At 38.0% G+C, this 17,230-nt stretch carries 16 protein-coding genes; 5 read left to right on the top strand and 11 right to left on the bottom strand.

Annotated features, from left to right (window positions below; all coding sequences use genetic code 11):
* Positions 1–7 precede the first annotated feature (7 nt).
* Positions 8–844 carry a BRO-N domain-containing protein gene (locus IPI15_RS08600; RefSeq protein ID WP_287401769.1) on the top strand — a complete coding sequence of 279 codons (837 nt, stop codon included), beginning with the start codon at positions 8–10 and terminating at the stop codon, positions 842–844.
* Positions 845–1,001: 157 nt separating this feature from the next.
* Here the strand turns inward: IPI15_RS08600 and IPI15_RS08595 are convergent, their stop codons facing one another.
* From IPI15_RS08595 to IPI15_RS08575, 5 genes are all read right to left on the bottom strand, one after another.
* The gene (locus tag IPI15_RS08595) at positions 1,002–2,231 is read right to left on the bottom strand and encodes an NADH-quinone oxidoreductase subunit D (RefSeq protein WP_287401768.1); all 1,230 of its coding nucleotides are present in this window, start codon (positions 2,229–2,231) and stop codon (positions 1,002–1,004) included.
* A gap of 98 nt (positions 2,232–2,329) precedes the next feature.
* Positions 2,330–2,836, bottom strand: coding sequence for an NADH-quinone oxidoreductase subunit C (locus IPI15_RS08590; protein WP_287401767.1), 507 nt, complete (start codon positions 2,834–2,836; stop codon positions 2,330–2,332).
* Position 2,837: 1 nt separating this feature from the next.
* Positions 2,838–3,380, bottom strand: coding sequence for an NADH-quinone oxidoreductase subunit B (locus tag IPI15_RS08585; RefSeq protein ID WP_287401766.1), 543 nt, complete (start codon positions 3,378–3,380; stop codon positions 2,838–2,840).
* Positions 3,381–3,418: 38 nt separating this feature from the next.
* Positions 3,419–3,781 carry an NADH-quinone oxidoreductase subunit A gene (locus tag IPI15_RS08580; RefSeq protein WP_287401765.1) on the bottom strand — a complete coding sequence of 121 codons (363 nt, stop codon included), beginning with the start codon at positions 3,779–3,781 and terminating at the stop codon, positions 3,419–3,421.
* 462 nt (positions 3,782–4,243) lie between these two features.
* Positions 4,244–5,092 carry a transposase gene (locus IPI15_RS08575; protein ID WP_287401764.1) on the bottom strand — a complete coding sequence of 283 codons (849 nt, stop codon included), beginning with the start codon at positions 5,090–5,092 and terminating at the stop codon, positions 4,244–4,246.
* 188 nt (positions 5,093–5,280) lie between these two features.
* Here IPI15_RS08575 and IPI15_RS08570 point away from each other — a divergent pair, with 188 nt between their 5' ends.
* Both IPI15_RS08570 and IPI15_RS08565 read left to right on the top strand, forming a co-directional pair.
* A complete protein-coding gene (locus tag IPI15_RS08570) occupies positions 5,281–6,993 on the top strand; it encodes a family 43 glycosylhydrolase (RefSeq protein ID WP_353738748.1) in 1,713 nt (570 codons plus the stop codon).
* Positions 6,994–7,801: 808 nt separating this feature from the next.
* Complete coding sequence (locus tag IPI15_RS08565; protein ID WP_287401762.1) at positions 7,802–8,314, top strand: Riean_0653 family protein; 513 nt, start codon at positions 7,802–7,804, stop codon at positions 8,312–8,314.
* Positions 8,315–8,414: 100 nt separating this feature from the next.
* Here the strand turns inward: IPI15_RS08565 and IPI15_RS08560 are convergent, their stop codons facing one another.
* The 4 genes from IPI15_RS08560 to IPI15_RS08545 all read right to left on the bottom strand — a co-directional run bounded on the left by IPI15_RS08560 (position 8,415) and on the right by IPI15_RS08545 (position 12,282).
* Positions 8,415–9,917 (bottom strand): tetratricopeptide repeat protein, encoded by a 1,503-nt coding sequence (locus IPI15_RS08560; RefSeq protein WP_287419894.1) that lies wholly within the window; start codon positions 9,915–9,917, stop codon positions 8,415–8,417.
* 121 nt (positions 9,918–10,038) lie between these two features.
* Positions 10,039–10,797: a zinc ribbon domain-containing protein gene (locus IPI15_RS08555; RefSeq protein ID WP_287401760.1), complete on the bottom strand. Its 759-nt coding sequence runs from the start codon at positions 10,795–10,797 to the stop codon at positions 10,039–10,041.
* A gap of 5 nt (positions 10,798–10,802) precedes the next feature.
* A complete protein-coding gene (locus IPI15_RS08550; RefSeq protein ID WP_287401759.1) occupies positions 10,803–11,600 on the bottom strand; it encodes a Nif3-like dinuclear metal center hexameric protein in 798 nt (265 codons plus the stop codon).
* 115 nt (positions 11,601–11,715) lie between these two features.
* The gene (locus tag IPI15_RS08545; protein WP_287401758.1) at positions 11,716–12,282 is read right to left on the bottom strand and encodes a TlpA family protein disulfide reductase; all 567 of its coding nucleotides are present in this window, start codon (positions 12,280–12,282) and stop codon (positions 11,716–11,718) included.
* Positions 12,283–12,445: 163 nt separating this feature from the next.
* Here IPI15_RS08545 and uppS point away from each other — a divergent pair, with 163 nt between their 5' ends.
* Both uppS and IPI15_RS08535 read left to right on the top strand, forming a co-directional pair.
* The gene (gene uppS / locus IPI15_RS08540) at positions 12,446–13,195 is read left to right on the top strand and encodes an undecaprenyl pyrophosphate synthase (protein WP_287419892.1); all 750 of its coding nucleotides are present in this window, start codon (positions 12,446–12,448) and stop codon (positions 13,193–13,195) included.
* Positions 13,196–13,484: 289 nt separating this feature from the next.
* Positions 13,485–13,991: a hypothetical protein gene (locus IPI15_RS08535; protein ID WP_287401756.1), complete on the top strand. Its 507-nt coding sequence runs from the start codon at positions 13,485–13,487 to the stop codon at positions 13,989–13,991.
* A gap of 117 nt (positions 13,992–14,108) precedes the next feature.
* Here IPI15_RS08535 and IPI15_RS08530 read toward each other — a convergent pair whose 3' ends face one another.
* Positions 14,109–14,546 (bottom strand): CHRD domain-containing protein, encoded by a 438-nt coding sequence (locus tag IPI15_RS08530; protein WP_287401755.1) that lies wholly within the window; start codon positions 14,544–14,546, stop codon positions 14,109–14,111.
* A 228-nt stretch (positions 14,547–14,774) separates the two neighbouring features.
* A complete protein-coding gene (pbpC, locus tag IPI15_RS08525; protein ID WP_287419891.1) occupies positions 14,775–17,135 on the bottom strand; it encodes a penicillin-binding protein 1C in 2,361 nt (786 codons plus the stop codon).
* Positions 17,136–17,230: the final 95 nt, after the last annotated feature.

Here is a 17,230-nt window from a genome sequence, read left to right as displayed (position 1 = left end):
CAATCTTATGGAACAGAAACAAGCCATCAAATTATTCGAAGAAAAACAAATTCGCTCTGTGTGGAATGAAGAAGAAGAAAAGTGGTACTTTTCTATTGTGGATGTAGTAAGTATATTAACTGATAGCTCCAATCCAAACAATTATTGGAAAGTGTTGAAACATAGGCTTACAAAAGAAGGAAGTGAGTTGGTTACAAATTGTAACCAACTGAAAATGCAATCTTCTGATGGCAAATTCTATAAAACAGATGTAGCTGATACTGAACAATTAATCAGGCTAATTCAAAGTGTGCCCTCTCCCAAAGCAGAGCCTTTCAAATTATGGATAGCCAAGGTAGCTCGCGAACGTATTGACGAAATAGCAGATCCTGAAATTGGTATCGATAGACTAATGGAAACTTATCTTAAAAAAGGATATACTAAGGATTGGATAAATCAAAGACTGAAAAGTATAGAAGTTCGCAAAGAGCTTACTGATGAATGGGATGAAAGAGGTGTTAAAAAAGGAGGAGAATACGCCATTCTTACAGATGAAATCACAAAGGCTTGGAGTGGACTTTCCGTGAATGAATACAAAAAGCATAAAGACCTTAAAAAGGAAAATCTAAGAGACAATATGACCAATCTTGAATTGGTGCTTAATATGCTTGCAGAAGCCACTACGACGGAAATAAGTAAAGAAAAGAAGCCTACAACATTTGCAGAAAATAAAATTATAGCAAATCAAGGTGGCACCATTGCGGGCAATACACGAAAAGAAATTGAAGAAAAAACTGGTAAAAAAGTAGTGAGTGAAAGTTCGGCGAGGAAGCTGATGGAAAGGAAAAAGAAAGAGTTAGAGTAGAATTATCATTGTATGCAAAAGCCAATATTCCTAAAGTAATTTTATTATCAGACATTTCAAAAGGCAATAAAGTGGAAATTGCACATTATTTTACCAATACTAGAAAGAGGATACCAGATATCTTGTAAACTTTACAAATCAATGAAAAATATTTCACCTACGCATCCAACTCCCCCGCTATCACATTCATACTACTCATAGTAATAATAGCGTCCGATAGAAAAGCGCCCGTGATCATCTCTGGAAATGCCTGATAGTAAATGAAGCAAGGTCTGCGGAAATGGAGTCGGTAAGGTGTACGTCCACCGTCGCTTACAAGATAAAAACCTAATTCACCGTTACCACCTTCGACGCAATTGTAAACTTCACCTTTAGGGATGGGCGTTTCCCCCATGACGACCTTAAAGTGCCAGATAAGCGCCTCCATACTTCTGTAAACTTCTTCCTTTTCAGGTAAATAGTATTCGGGAACATCGCTATGATAGTTGCCCTCTGGCAAATTATCGTATGCTTGTTGTATTATTTTCAAACTTTGAAGAATCTCTTCCTGTCGCACCATAAAACGGTCATAAGTATCCCCACTTTCACCTACAGGAATGCTGAAGTCAAAATCTTGATAAGATGAATATGGATCCATTACTCTGACATCGTAATCAACGCCGGCGGCTCTTAAATTTGGGCCTGTAAAACTATAAGCCAATGCTCTTTCAGCTGAGATAGAACCTGCGCCTATCGTCCGATCCATAAAGATCCTGTTGCGCTCCAATAAATTCGCAAACTCCTGAAAGGCTTTTGGAAATTCTTTTAAAAACGCCTTTAACTTCGTGTGAAATGTCTGATTAAAATCTCTTTCAAAGCCTCCTATTCGACCGATATTTGTAGTCAATCTGGCACCACAAACTTCCTCGTACAATTCATATACTTTTTCTCTCCATTGCATCATATAAGTGAAACCGGTCAAAGCACCCGTATCAACTCCTATGACGGCATTACAAACTAAATGATCAGTAATTCTTGCCAATTCCATTATGATGACCCGCATGTAATCAACACGTTTATTGACAGTGATACCAGCCAGTTTTTCTACCGTAAGATGCCAGCCAATATTATTGATGGGAGAGGAACAATAATTTAACCTATCGGTAATAGGAGTTACTTGATTAAATGGTCGTCTTTCTGCCAGTTTCTCAAAGGCTCTGTGTATATATCCTATTGTAGGCTCAGCACTGTGTATGCGCTCCCCGTCCATCTTGAGGACATTTTGAAAAATACCGTGTGTCGCAGGGTGCGTAGGCCCAAGGTTGAGCGTTGCTAATTCTCCTTCGATGCTATCATAAGAATGGGTTTTACCATCTAGACCTATATTTTGCCATTTTTCAACACTCATAATATTTTTTTCAGTTGTCTGAATAATTAAATGTTCAGAATTAATTTTGAAATCCTCCACATGATTTATGAAGAAAGTGAAACGCTCCAAAGTAAAATTTACCGGCCGAAGAACTTGTCCTCTTTATCCTCACGAGTAGCATCTTCCAAATGATATTGTTTTCTCATCGGGAAGTAGTCCATTTCATCTACATTGAGGATACGCGTCATATTCGGGTGTCCATTAAATGTAATGCCATAGAAATCGTATGTTTCACGCTCCATCCAATTGGCTCCGGACCAAAGCACAGTGGCACTGTCGACGGAAGGGTCACCAATTTTGAAAAAAGTCTTCACACGAATCCTTCTGTTAGACTGCCAGTTGTGCAGATGATATATCACTCCCATTTCCTTCTCTACATCAGCTGGAATATGTATGCCACACAAATCGGTAAGAAAGCTGTATCCCATTTCAGGGTCATCTTTCAAATGGCGAAGCACCTCGATAATATTTTCTCTTGGCACTTCAATGGTCAACATACCGTATGTTTCGGCAAAAGGAATTTCTAAAGCCGGAAACTTTGATTTCAAGCCATTTAATATGTCTTCGCTGCTCAATTCTGTCATCTTAGTTGATGTTGTATTTTTCCATCAATTCTTTGTATTCAGGTGAATGTCTTCTGCGCAGGGATTCGTTCTTGGCGAGTTCCTGGATCTTCAGAATGCCATCCATGATCTGTTCGGGTCGAGGAGGACAACCGGGCACATATACGTCTACCGGAATGACCTTGTCTATACCTTGCAATACGCTATATGTATCAAAGATGCCACCACTACATGCACATGCACCTACAGAAAGCACCCATTTGGGTTCGGCCATCTGTACATAAACCTGTTGGAGGATAGGACCCATTTTTTTTGCAATTGTACCCATGACCATGAGGATATCGGCCTGGCGTGGAGAGAAACTCATCCTTTCCATCCCGAAACGGGCTAAGTCATAGTTGGAACCCATTGTCGCCATAAATTCGATGCCGCAGCATGATGTCGCGAATGGTAAAGGCCATAATGAATTGGCTCTGGCGAGACCTACCATTTTATCCAGTGAGGTCGCGAAGAATCCCTGTCCTTCAACTCCTGGTGGTGCATCTACTAATTTTATATCAGACATCTAAATAGATATTTAATTTGTTCAATAATGATAACGGACTATCTGTCCCATTCAAGTGCACCTTTCTTCCAGATATAAATGAATCCGATCATGAAAAATCCGATGAACATAAGCACAGCAAGAAAACCTTCCATGCCCATCTCAATAAAATTAACAGCGTAAGGATAGAAAAAGATTACTTCTACGTCAAATAATACGAAGAGAATGGCTGTCATGAAGTATTTAATCGAAACCGGAAGCCTTGCATTGCCTTGTGATTCGATACCGCATTCCCAGTTGGAATCCTTTAGTTTATTCTTCCTTTTTGGGCCCAACATGTGAGTCCCCCACAACGTCACCACTACAAAACTGAGTGCTACGATTAATTGTATGAGGATGGGCCAATATGCTGCTGATGTCATCTACTATTTATTAAAAATTGATAGGAACAAAAATAGGATTTAAGATACACTTTAGTATCATAACGTAAGTAAATTAGAATGGTTCTAAATAAAAAATGAAGGAATAAAGGTGAGAAGGTGAGAAGGTGGAATACAGTCTATGGATGATGGCTAATAGCTAATGGTTCTGCTGTGGAAGGCTGAATTGTTTTCTTCCAAAAGAAGGGTTGAATTGAAAATTGAAAATGGACAATTGAAAATATGGTGCAGCATGTTGAGTAGTATAATGTTGTTACCACGGCTAATGCTTACTGCCTATAGCTGAGAGCCAAAATCTGATGGCTGATGGCTTTGCTTTATAAAAATTAAGCAATTGTGCTACGATGGAAGAAGATTTGGAAAATATGGCGAAGAATGCAAAATAATGTTAAATGTTAATTTTCTTAGGGAAAGGGGTTTTGATTGGCAAGAGGTATCCAAAATTCACGAATTAGGCACATAGTTAACAATGTCAGAATAAGTCCTGGGCTCATGTTTAACCATCCGAACAAGCAAATCATCAAAAATTTCCTCTTTCATCAAGTGCCGGTTATACCTGTAACAGTATTCATTAAGGTAGTTTTGAAGTAAGGACACATGGTGATGGATACCTTTTAACCAGGATTTTAAACCGTCAACTACTCTCGTTACGAGGTCGAATTTTCCATTATTATTTGTCTTCATTCTTATTGAAAAACAATCATTTGAAATTTTATCCTCTTCAAAATTTTTAATCGCTGAATTAGATATCCTGGGTATTTCCCTTGCATATATCCTGCTAACACCCTTTGCTTTCTTTTCAATCCCAATTACAATTAATCTAGATGTCTCTTTTGCTTTGTTTTTGCCAATCCTTTTCTTGGAACCTATAGTAAATTTACATATTTCAACATTGCCTTCTAACGGATGTCTATCGCTGCTTTCCATTGCCTGCATTGCCTTTTGCTTAAACAACCAGCAAGTTTTTTGTCTAAGTTGAAGCTTTCGACTTAATTCAGTCGAAGCGATTCCTTTTTTGTTTGTTGAAATATAATAAATGATCCAAAAAGCTTTAAGAATCGAAAATTTCATTTTGTGAAATAACGTTCCGGCTGTTGGACTCTCAAGATGACTGCACTTAGTACATTGCCGATCGAATTCATTTATTCCTTTACAATATTTAAGATTGTCACATTTAGGACACTGATATCCAGCAGACCATTTGAGCTCAGAAAGATATTTGTAACAACTTTGTTCAGAAGGAAATTTAGTCTGAAATGCAAAGACAGAAAGGCTTTTGAATTTTGTTTCCATGATTTAAAATTTGGGTATGTAAATATACTAATAAATATTTATTGACAGTGCGCCTACTTCATATTTTTTCACCCAATTTTTTCCTTCCCCAAATCCCCTTACTTTCTTACTTTTAATCCTTATTCAAAAAATACCGCTTTGTGAAATATTCCTCTATACTTTGTACGCTGTTATTTCTGTTTTCACAGATGACTTATGCCCAACAGACCACCTACTGCAATCCCATGAACCTCGACTATGGTTACACGCCTTTCGAGAATTTCAGCGAATGGGGCCGACATCGCGCCACTGCCGATCCTGTAATGGTCAATTATAAAAATGAGTATTACCTCTTTAGCACCAATCAGTGGGGTTACTGGTGGAGTAGTGACATGCTTCAGTGGAACTTTATTCCAAAGAAATTTCTCAGACCATGGAATAATGTAAAAGACGAATTGTGCGCTCCGGCCGTCGGAGTCATGGGAGATACGATGATCGTCTTCGGCTCCACTTATTCTAATAATTTCTCCATCTGGATGAGCACAGATCCTAAAAATAATGTCTGGAAAGTAGCTGTGGATTCATTTGACATCGGTGGATGGGATCCTGACTTCTTCGCGGACGATGATGGCAAGTTGTATATGTACAATGGTAGTAGTAATAAATTTCCATTGTATGGTATAGAGTTGAATAGAAAAACACTTATGCCCAAAGGGACAAGAAAAGAGATGTACCTCCTCGAAGGATGGCGCTATGGTTGGCAACGCTTCGGTGAATACATGGACAATACCTTTCTTGATGCATTTATCGAAGGTGCACATATGACCAAACATAATGGTAAATACTATCTGCAATATGGCGCTCCCGGCACAGAATTTAGCGGATATGCCGATGGCGTGGTCGTCGGAGATATGCCGCTTGGTCCTTTCTTTCCACAATCTGATCCTTTCAGCTACAAACCGGGTGGTTTTGCACGTGGTTCAGGACATGGAAGTACTTTGAAAGATAAATACGGCAATTATTGGCACACCTCAACAATTGCTATTTCAGTAAAGAATAACTTCGAAAGAAGATTGGGCCTATGGCCAACAGGCTTTGATAAGGATGGCATGATGTACACCAATACAGCGTTTGGCGACTATCCGCATTTTATGGCAGATGGGCCGAGAGCAGATAATTATTCACCAAATGGTGACGGTGGATTTACCGGTTGGATGTTGCTGAATTATAAGAAACCGGTCATGGTATCCTCTACACTTGGCGCCTACACAGCGAATAATGTAGTCGATGAAAGTATACGGACATACTGGAGCGCCGCAACAGCTAATTCTGGTGAATGGATATCAAGCGATCTTGGAAATATTTCAGAAGTGAATGCCATTCAGGTCAATTATGCGGATCAGGATGTTGGAGCAGAGTTTTTAGGTAAATCACTAGGCGTATTTCATCAATATAAGATCTATGCTTCTTTGGATAGCAAAAAATGGAATGTCATCGTCGACAAGAGTCAAAATAAAACAGATGTTCCCCATGATTTCGTACAATTAGAAAAACCTATTCGGGCACGGTATATCAAACTTGAAAATATCCACATGCCAACAGGTAAATTTGCCATCAGCGGATTAAGAGTCTTTGGAAATGGTCTGGGGGACAAACCTGGTAAAGTAAAACAATTGATCGTCCTCAGGACTGAAAAGGATAAACGAAGCGCCTGGATAAAATGGACACCCGTTGCCAACGCTTATGCATATAATATTTACACAGGATTATCGCCTGACAAACTTTACAACTGCATCATGGTCCACGATGCCAATGAATATTATTACAAAGCGATGGATAGTGAGAAAGCGTATTACTTCAGTATTGAGGCGGTGAATGAAAATGGGGTGTCGGAAAGGAGTGCGGTTCAGAAGGTAGAATGAAGCAAAGGTATAATAATACAGCTCCAACATTTGTGCCAAAAAGCTTAATTCCTTTAAAGGATAGAGTTCTGGAAATCGTATTTTTTACCAATGTAATGGTCAAAACAACGGTATTTTTACCATTACAGCGGTAAAATCACTGAAATCATGAATTTGTGTGATGTTCTAGAAATGATGAAAATGGACTAGAGCAAAATACAACTCCGCTCAGGCAGAACGAAAAAAGTGTCATTGTATTTATTTCAAGTCATATGTCATTGGGTAAAAAGGTAGCCACCTACGGGGCATGGAACCATCAGATTTACATTAATTACAAACATTTAACGCCTAAAGACGCCAGAACCCATATAAATTCATACTTCTTCCTAGACATTGATTATTCAAAATAATAATTATTGGTATTTGGGCCGTAGGTCCGCCCTGTTTGTAACAACAAATCATGATATGAAGACTTGCCCCGTAGGTGGCTACCTATTTAGTATGCAACTTTTGAATCTCTGTGAAACTCTTTTTTTCTCCGTGCAACTCAGTGGTACTTGTTATCTCAACCTTTGAGAATCATTGCTCTACTTCGTGAAAAAAACTCTACTTAGTGGGATTTAATTGCCATTAGTTAAGTTTCATAGATTACAAAAGTTAATATATGTAGACTAATGGGTGCATTTTGACAGTAAACAGCTGATTTGTAAAGAATCGTAGAATGGTCGATTTGGATAAAGATTTAATATGTCGGAAATTTACCAGTAGTAGAATTCAATATTGAGAAATTCAAATCACCCATTTTTTTCTTCCTAAAATCTCTCTTAGCATGAAAGCAATACTATTTTTACCAATTCTTCTTTCATTACTATTTTTTAGTTGTGAAAAAGAACCAGACCGATGCCGAAGTCAATTTCCCGTCACTAATACCGGAGCTATGACCATCAGCTGCAAGATAGACGGAAAGCCATGGTCCACATGCACTGAAAACAATGATGGCATCACCAATGGTGGTAATAAATATATTTTATGGGACAATGTCCAAGGTCACAATCATATGGAAGTAAATGGATTTAGATACATAAATGACGTCAAAGAACAACTTCAAATTTTACTTAGCCCCGCCGGAGAAGGTGAATTTTACTATGGAATCAGTGGAAATTTACTATTTGATGCTTATAGAGGTTCAGAATTCAATTCGGATTTTACTGGTAGATATAGCTTAGACTCTTCTCATCCTTATTCAATTAAAGTTAATCACTTTGATGAACAAAATAGGATAATTAGCGGTGAATTTTTTGGGACAGTTGTATTAAAAATCGGTAGCCCAGATAAGGACTGAAGATTGTTGAATATAACAGAAGGACAGTTTGATATGAAATTTTAAACCTTACCCTTCTATACGAAATATCAAAATAATAATTAACAATTAACAATTCCCCCTACTCCATCCTATTCAACCCCGCCTTCGCCTTCTGATGCAAACTAGACTTATACTCCGATGGCTGAAGACTCAAACACAAATTGTAATATTGCTTAGCAAGGGAAGTTTTATTCTGGGCCTCATAGATCAATCCCACATTGAGGGCTGCATTGCAGGCAAAATAACTCGATGAATTTTTTCCTTTTTCAATCGTTTGAGTATAATATTGTAAAGCTTCGATATAATTCTTCAAACTATGCGCTACTCTCCCCTTTCGATAGTTGTATTCGAGCCGGTCATTCACCGATTTGAAATAGGATTCATTCGTCGCATTCAATAATTTATATGCCCTGACCAGATATCCACCATCGAATAAAAGTCGTGACTGCAACAATAGTGGATGTGGCGAAATACCACTTTTTGCCTCCTTCTGAGCTGTTTTGTCTTCATCCAGTTGATCCTTTCCGTACTTAAGTACATTCGCCATATTCAACGTATAACCTGTCAGATTACCGTTAGCCAGATAACTCCAGGCAAGTTTTTGATAGGCCTCCTTGATATAATTTCTACCTTTAAAATTTTTGATATAAATCTCCAAATAGTCCGCCGCATCTGCATCCAGTCTATGTAGTTTTGCCACACCCAACATGAAATCCAGGTAAAAAAATGGGAAATATTTAGCTCCCTTTGGTCTTGAAGTCAGGTATTTAATCGCCAATTCATTTCTTCCTGTGCGGATAGCTATGTTGCTTATGGCAAAACAAGCCAGGGGGCTCGTCTTAGGATCTATCTTACTTGTAGAGATCACTTGCCAGGCTTTCTCAGGTTTATTGTTAAGGTGAAGCATGACGAAGGCGTACATGACGACGGACTCATCTTTAAACAAAAATTCATTTTTATTGCCGTAATTGATCACTGCTTCCAATTCTCCAATACCCTGATCTATCGTGCCTTTCATGCCACCGATCCAGGATACACCCCATTTATACTCATCAGGTATGGTACCTATGGCTGCGTGAAGCACACCCAAACTCTTCTTATTGGCTACAAATCCTGGAAATTTTCGTGAATTGTCCTGCAGATCACTATAGGCAGATTTCACTTCGAAAAATGCCTTTGTATATTCCTCAAATTTCAAGCGGACGAGTGCCCATTGCAAATTGATCTCTGCCTTGCAATACAGATAATAAGGAGACTTTGGGTCAGTCTTACTAATCATCTCCAACCGTTTGTCCTTATTCTCTTTTAGTTTTTTGAAGTCTGGGCTGTTCTCACCGATGAATATGGTAAAGAAGTCAATATAATTTTCCAAGAAGTAGACAACAGCATTATTGGGGTCCTCCTTTTTAATTTGATTGATCTTCTGTTGAGCTTCATTGAGTCGAAGCTGCATGACCATCTGATAGGCAGCGGTGGCATCAGGAGTAAATTTAATTACTTTAGTTTGGGAATAAATGGGCATGGGAGCCATCATTCCTAAAGTCAGGATCAAAAAATATATATAACCTTTAATATCTGGCAATTTTTGTAAAGTGAAATTAGCTGATGAATATATTGTCAGAAAGGATGTGTAATAAAAAAGCCTCAAACACAAGTATTAGTTCATGTATTTGAGGCTTTAATGTTTTATGAAAATACAGAGACTATGCTTCTGACATTTCTTCAGCAAGGATCGTCGCCTTATCTACTAGGATACGTCCACAGTGCTCACACACCAAAATTTTCTTGGAAAGACCGATCTCCATCTGAGCCTGAGGTGGAATTGCATTGTAGCAACCACCGCATGCATTACGCTCTACACTAACTACCGCAAGACCGTTACGATAAGTATTTCTTATCTTTTGGTAAGCCTTAAGCAGACGCTCTTCGATTTTCTTCTGTTGTTTTTCTGAAACAACCTGAAGCTTATCTTCATCTTTTTCAGTTTTGGAGATGATCTCTTTCAACTCAACTAATTTTTGTTGAAGATCTTTCTCTTTATTTTCTTTGCGTTCTTTTGCGCCAACCAATGTATCAGCTTTAAGATCTTTTTGGGTCTTGATCTCTCTGGTCTTCTTCTCTGACAATTGCATCTCAAGTCTTTGCATTTCGATCTCTTTGTTCAATGCGTCAAACTCCCTGTTATTCTTAACTTTATCCAGTTGTTTTTCGTATTTGGCGATCAGTGCTTCTGACTCTTTGATATTGTTTTGATGATTTTTTATTTCATCATCCATGCCCTTAACGGCTGTTTCTATTTTAGTCACCCTTGTTTCCAACCCGGCAACTTCATCTTCAAGATCACTTACCTCCATTGGAAGCTCACCCTTTAAGATTTTAATTTCATCAATTTGGGAATCAATTTGTTGAAGATCGTATAACAATCTAAGCTTTTCATTAACGCCTAATTCCTTTTTTGCCATAATATTTATAAATAATTTATTGGATTTGTAATTATTCTAGTCGAACGAACCGCAAAATTACTAAATTTTTTGATTATCAAGTCTTTAATTAATTCAATTGTGAATTGTTCACTCTCATAATGGCCAATATCTGCGATCATTATCCGGTCATTTGACTCAAAAAATTCATGATATTTAAAATCTGCAGTGATGAACACGTCGGCACCTGCTGTAATTGCCTGAGGAAGCAGAAATGATCCTGATCCACCACAAACTGCCACTTTTTTTATCGTAGAACTTATTGGTTTCGTGTATCTTATAACATTGATCTCCATCTTTTGTTTTAAAGTATGTAAAAACACACTCCACTCCATTTCGGATTTCAGTTCACCTATCAGACCGGATCCCCTTGGTCTTTCAGGTACAGTCAAGGATGGATAAGGGACTAGAGCATAAGTATCGAATAATCCAATTTTATCTGCGATCTTATTGTTAACCCCATCCAACAAAACATTATCCAGATTGGTATGTATGGCATAAATGGCGACATCGTTTTTTATTGCCTTCATCACCACCCGCTGCACATAATGATCTCCGGTAAATGTCTTCAATCCTTTGAATACAATCGGATGATGTGCTATGATTAAGTTAGCACCTGTTTCCAAAGCTTCGTCTATTACCTCTTCGGTAACATCAAGACTCACGATTGCACTTGTGACCTCTGAATAGATATCACCTACGATCAGACCACTGTTGTCATATGACTCCTGATAATTCAGCGGAGCGTGATCTTCCAGATATGCTATTATTTCTTTTAAAATCAATATTCTAATTGTTAATTGTTAATGTTAATTATTATTTTTTTTGCGGAGATTATTGACTACTTGTTTCTAAATACTGAAGACTGACCACTGAAGACTGACCACTAGCCTCTAGCATCTATTTTCTCCCCTCTTCCTCCTCCTTCTTCTTCGCCTTCATCTTACTATAATGTACATTATCCACTTTCATCAAAAGATCTTTCAATTCATCGATTGTTGGATTTACACGAATGATTTGGCCTTGATCGTTAAGTAGGTAAGAAGTTGGTATTTGTTTGATTTGGAATAAGCTGGTGATCTCACCGCCATTCTGTGGTTCGCGCAAGTGATATGGCCAAATCATTGTATCTTGATTAATCACATTTCTTAACACCGTCGTGTCATCATCCATAGCTAGACTTACTATCTCGAAAGTACCATGCAAAGAATCGCGATAAGTCCGGTATAGTTTAGACAATTCCGGCATTTGTTTTCTACAAGGTCCGCACCAGGTGCCCCAGAATTCCATGAGTACAAGTTTGCCTTTCAATTCATCCATTGAGAACTTTTTGCCATCAATGGTTTTAGTTTGAAAATCTGGAATTTTTTCACCTACCATAAAAGTAGGCTTCATATACATGAATTGATATATGAAATAAACCAGCGCAGCTAAAACAATAAAAATAACTATCTGAAAAATCTTCATTTTTTCTTTTTAAATATGGTAAAATCGTTTTTGAAATAAAATATGCATGTTGAAAATCACGGGTGCGTCAACTCCTTTGTCGATAAATTTGATTTTGAACATGAAGATAACGCCTCAAACCCATATAAAATGATATTTTTGCCGAAAGAATTTATTTAAAACTATGTCAGCAAGCGACCTTTTGAACTCTATTGATAAATCCAGACTACCTCAACACGTAGCTGTTATCATGGATGGGAATGGCCGTTGGGCTAAGCAACATGGCAAAGCACGAGTATTCGGTCATACAAATGGCGTCAATAGCGTGCGACAAGTTTCAGAAGCTGCTGCTGAATTGGGCATAAAATATCTCACACTTTATGCTTTTTCAACAGAAAACTGGAACCGACCTAAATTCGAAGTAGAGGCACTCATGTTATTATTGGTGGATACGATCAATAAGGAGATAGCCACTATGATGAAGAATAATATATCGCTTAAGGCTATCGGCAATCTCGATGGATTACCTTCCGCTAGTAGAAAAGCCTTAGAAAAAGGTATAGAAGAAACAAGCAATAATACAGGCCTCTCTATGGTTCTTGCCCTCAATTATAGTGGTCGAGAGGAGATAACAACTATGGTTAAAAAAATTGCGATAGCTGTCAAGGAGGAAAAACTTCAATTATCAGAAATAAATGATAATCTGATATCCACCTCATTATATACCCATGACATTCCTGACCCTGAACTCCTAATCAGAACAAGCGGTGAACACAGAGTTTCAAACTTTTTGCTCTGGCAGATGGCTTACACAGAGTTTTATTTCACGCCCGTGATGTGGCCGGATTTTGGTAAAGAACAATTCTACCTTGCCATCAATGACTACCAGAATCGGGAACGTAGATTTGGGAAGACTTCGGAACAGGTGAAGTAGCATTCGGCTTTTGGCCATTGGCTGTTTAAAAGTGTTTTTATTTTTTCAATAGAATAATACACAATTGAATTGTATTCACTCAACGGAAATAGGTTTAGTGTCTGACCTCTGACTTTGACCTCTAGCATCTAGTGTCTATCTCTAGCGTCTAGAATCTAAAGCCCATCTTTTAACTATAATATAACTACCACAATGTGATAATTCTTGACTACACAGCGTTTAAGTTGCTGAATAGAATATTAAGTTTGTATTTATTATCTTTGTTGTTTTCCCCTAAATTAATTATCGAATGAAATTAAAACATCTGATTTTATTAACCTTTCTTTTAAGTGTTTTTTCGATCGGATCAGGTCACGCATCAATTGCAGTTGACTCATTGGGGCCAAAGGTGTTCTTATTGGGAGATGATGAAGATATGATGAACACGCTCAATAAAAACTATCCCAATCTCCTTATGAAGGTTTGCCAGAATGATATGGATGTTGCATATGACAAATGGATGAATATGTTAGCCGAGATGGAAGTTTATGCTATTAAATTAGATTATGATATCAAAGGCATAAAGTTGTGGATGAATGTATACTGGAACAAGAATGGTAAAATTGATTATATAGGGTATTATCTTAAACCGAACTCTAGAAATATCAAAACAGAAGAACTCAATGCCTTTTTTATCAACTTCATCAAGAACTATCAGATGAATTTGACCTACTCAGGCAAGTTTTATCATAACGGCAGTGCAGCTTTTCCCACACATTATCAGTTTCTAAAAGATCAGGAAGCTAAAGAAAAATAATAAAAATGGTGAGTCAAAAAGCTCACCATTTTTATTTACTCAATCTAAGATCTCTCTCTATATTACATTTATAGATAGATTTTAATGGTCAATTGTCTAGATTCTAGGCTCTGATATTTAGAATTCCACCTGTCCTCGTACTTCTCCGTCAGGATAACCATCAGTATGTATATTGACATATAAGCCACCTTGTTCTAAAGTTGTTTGCAGTGAATCAGGCACAGTCCATGATTGTGTTACTGAGCCTGTAGCACTTCCTGAAGATTGGATATTCTTAACTACCGGTCCGTTAGAGCCACGAGCTGCTTTATGAAAGTGCATTCCTACCACAGGACCTGTTAAAGCATTCCAGGTAACTGTATAGTCCAGAATACCTGTTGATTTATTGAATTTGGCATTGATGATTCCAGTTCCTGTTGAGGTATTAGTTGGCACAGATTGGGTGCCTTTCATTGGAAGACTTGTTGCTTCCAGGATCTCGTCCGCATCAGGGGTGCATGATACCATGGCGAAAGACATAAGACTTAGAAAAATAAAAACTTTACTCTTGAACATAATAAATCGATTTGTTTGGTTAAAAAATTACAGTTTTTTGAAAGGATGAATGCCCTAAAATAAATTTGATGAATGCATACTTTATTGTCCAAAAAAGTGATGGAAATAAAAATGAAAGGTGATGAGAAGAACGACACGCATTGGAAATAATTAACGATGTCTATCTAGCTTTATTATATAAAGGTATGTAATATTATGATTAATCGTAATATAAAATTATGTTAAATTTTACTTTCCAGTGGACAGCAATACTTCAAACCGTGTGCTGATGCTATTTCCTTTGTCATCGACGCAGGTCATTTCATGATGGCCAGACGGCAGAACAAGCGTATATTTATGGTCATCTTTGGTTGTCCCAAGAAACTGATTATCCAGGTGCCAAAAGATGGTAGAATGGCTCCCGACATGTGCCACTTCAAAGGTAACCGGATTTAATTTACCATTCAGATCCATCGGTAAAAACAGTTTTTTAACATTATTGGGGTAAATAAATTGCATTTGATGGTGAGAAACAGGATTCCTATCGAGACAGTTTTCCATGAATGAGGGTGGCTGCTTATACTGGGGATGCTTTCTTGCATAATAAAACTGCTGCGATGGCGGCAAAATAAAAAATGATTGCTTGGTCATCTTATATGGATCGTAACAACTGCCATTTACTCTGTATTTTCCGGATTCATCCAGAGAAATGAATTGATCATAAGGACAAACAGGGAGTTGCTGAATGTGCTTACATGTCCAAATCGTATCTATGCTGCACGCTTCGTTGGGAGACAATCCGCTTTTAGCACATATTACATTCTTCTTTAAAGCGTCAAAAGGTGTTACAAACCAATCGCTGGCTGGAAGGATGTTGAAGGTTTCGAATAACAATGGCGCTGCAGTTTCAAGTCCGATGACTCCAGGCCTGCCTTCTCCATCAGCATTGCCGATCCATACTCCTACCACATAATTACTACTAACACCGATGGACCAGGCATCTCGAAATCCTATGGAAGTTCCAGTTTTCCATGCGATCTTTGTTTTCTTATTAGTTTCTTTCCACTGTTCAAACCTTCCGGGCCTTGTATTTTGGCTTAATTCTTCAAAGACTTGCCAAACAGCACCAGCATCCATCACCGTTGGGCTTTTTTCCACTGCTTCATATTTTTGCTTATTTTCAGACATCATAAGTGGATGAATGTCATGAGAACTATATCTTCCAGATGAAGAAGTAAATGTTTTAAGGATGCGGGCGCATGAAGCATAGGCTCCACATAGCTCCCACAAGCTGGATTCTCCTCCTCCGATAATGAGAGAAAGACCATAGTGCTCAGCTGAATTACTTAACTTTGTCAACCCTAAATTACGCAGGCCCTGAAGGCATCTGCTGATATTATAGTCCTTGAGCAATAACACAAATGGAATATTGAGCGACTTGCGGAGGGCATCTGCTAAAGGTACACTACCTTCATAATCATAAGTAAAATTGTCAGGTTTAAATCCATCGATATTAATGGGAATATCGGTCAACAATGTTCTAGTGGTAACTCTACCTTCCTGAATCGCCAGCATGGCAAGAAATGGTTTTAGTAAGCTTCCGGTGCTTCTGTTGGATTGAATGATATCTACCTGTTCACCATGATCCTGACCTGTTCCTTCGATATTGCCTACATAGGCTATTATATTTCCTGTATTTATTTCTGCGACAAGTATGGCGGCATTATTGACCTGATTGGCGAGTAAGCTACTGCTATTTGTTTTCAAGAGAGCAGATAGTTTTTTCTGCATTTGAATATCACAGCTAGTCTTGAGATAATCCCTACCAATTTCTTTCTTCATGGAAGCTAAAAGGTGTGGTGCAATATTGGGCATGTCAAAAGGTCGGTCCGGCAATGGCTCCTCAAGGTATAATTCAAGATTGGCCTTATCTAAAATGCCGGATTCACTCATTGATATTAACAAACGATTTCGCTTTAATAATAATGCATTTCTGTTTTTAGACAAATGAATTAGTGCGGGATCATTAGGCAATACAGCCAATAGTGCAGCTTCAGCCCATGTGAGAATCTTGTTGTGTTTTCCAAAATATCTCCATGTTGCAGCTCCATAACCCACTGTATTACCCCCAAAAGGTGCGTGAGCAGCATACATTTTGAGTATTTCTTCTTTTGAATAAGAGCACTCGAGTCTGATCGCCAAAATTATTTCCCAAATTTTGTCTAAAATATTGTGTGCTTTGTGCCCACGATACAAACTAATGGTCTGCATTGAGATCGTAGAAGCTCCTGATATAAATCTCCTATGACGAATATTTTGCACTACTGCTCTCATTAGTGCCCGTAAGTTTACCCCAAAATGCCAATAATAACTTTTGTCTTCAAACTGGATTACAGATTGTATGTACCTGAGGTCTATTGTGTCTCTTCCCGCCTCAGGAGGAAATCTCCATTGTCCGTCAGTTGCTATTCGGGCTCCAAGTAAATTGCCTGACCTATCTTCCAGAATAGTGCTATATTTTGGTTTGAACAACTGCGCAGGGAGTATAAAATAAAAACCGAACAGCGTCATAACCAGACAAATCAGTAACCATCGCCTTTTATTTTTCATGTTTAAATTTACGGATACAAATCTAACAATTCCATCATTTCTATTTGGTATTCAAACTTGATAACGTATCATTGTGATTTAAAATGAAATTTCAC

The organism is Candidatus Brachybacter algidus, assembly GCF_016707225.1.
GTDB lineage: Bacteria > Bacteroidota > Bacteroidia > Chitinophagales > Saprospiraceae > Parvibacillus > Parvibacillus algidus.
Note: the sequence above shows the minus strand (reverse complement) of the source record. Positions and strands in the feature narration are given on the sequence as shown.

What these genes read in the sequence shown, in the direction of transcription:
- IPI15_RS08555 (WP_287401760.1), bottom strand. Translation starts at nt 10,797, where the DNA reads ATGGCAAAAAAGGAATTAGGCGTTAATGAAAAGCTTAGATTGTTATAC.
- IPI15_RS08565 (WP_287401762.1), top strand. Translation starts at nt 7,802, where the DNA reads ATGAAAGCAATACTATTTTTACCAATTCTTCTTTCATTACTATTTTTT.
- uppS (WP_287419892.1), top strand. Translation starts at nt 12,446, where the DNA reads ATGTCAGCAAGCGACCTTTTGAACTCTATTGATAAATCCAGACTACCT.
- IPI15_RS08595 (WP_287401768.1), bottom strand. Translation starts at nt 2,231, where the DNA reads ATGAGTGTTGAAAAATGGCAAAATATAGGTCTAGATGGTAAAACCCAT.
- pbpC (WP_287419891.1), bottom strand. Translation starts at nt 17,135, where the DNA reads ATGAAAAATAAAAGGCGATGGTTACTGATTTGTCTGGTTATGACGCTG.
- IPI15_RS08580 (WP_287401765.1), bottom strand. Translation starts at nt 3,781, where the DNA reads ATGACATCAGCAGCATATTGGCCCATCCTCATACAATTAATCGTAGCA.
- IPI15_RS08575 (WP_287401764.1), bottom strand. Translation starts at nt 5,092, where the DNA reads ATGGAAACAAAATTCAAAAGCCTTTCTGTCTTTGCATTTCAGACTAAA.
- IPI15_RS08545 (WP_287401758.1), bottom strand. Translation starts at nt 12,282, where the DNA reads ATGAAGATTTTTCAGATAGTTATTTTTATTGTTTTAGCTGCGCTGGTT.
- IPI15_RS08585 (WP_287401766.1), bottom strand. Translation starts at nt 3,380, where the DNA reads ATGTCTGATATAAAATTAGTAGATGCACCACCAGGAGTTGAAGGACAG.
- IPI15_RS08530 (WP_287401755.1), bottom strand. Translation starts at nt 14,546, where the DNA reads ATGTTCAAGAGTAAAGTTTTTATTTTTCTAAGTCTTATGTCTTTCGCC.
- IPI15_RS08535 (WP_287401756.1), top strand. Translation starts at nt 13,485, where the DNA reads ATGAAATTAAAACATCTGATTTTATTAACCTTTCTTTTAAGTGTTTTT.
- IPI15_RS08590 (WP_287401767.1), bottom strand. Translation starts at nt 2,836, where the DNA reads ATGACAGAATTGAGCAGCGAAGACATATTAAATGGCTTGAAATCAAAG.
- IPI15_RS08600 (WP_287401769.1), top strand. Translation starts at nt 8, where the DNA reads ATGGAACAGAAACAAGCCATCAAATTATTCGAAGAAAAACAAATTCGC.
- IPI15_RS08570 (WP_353738748.1), top strand. Translation starts at nt 5,281, where the DNA reads ATGACTTATGCCCAACAGACCACCTACTGCAATCCCATGAACCTCGAC.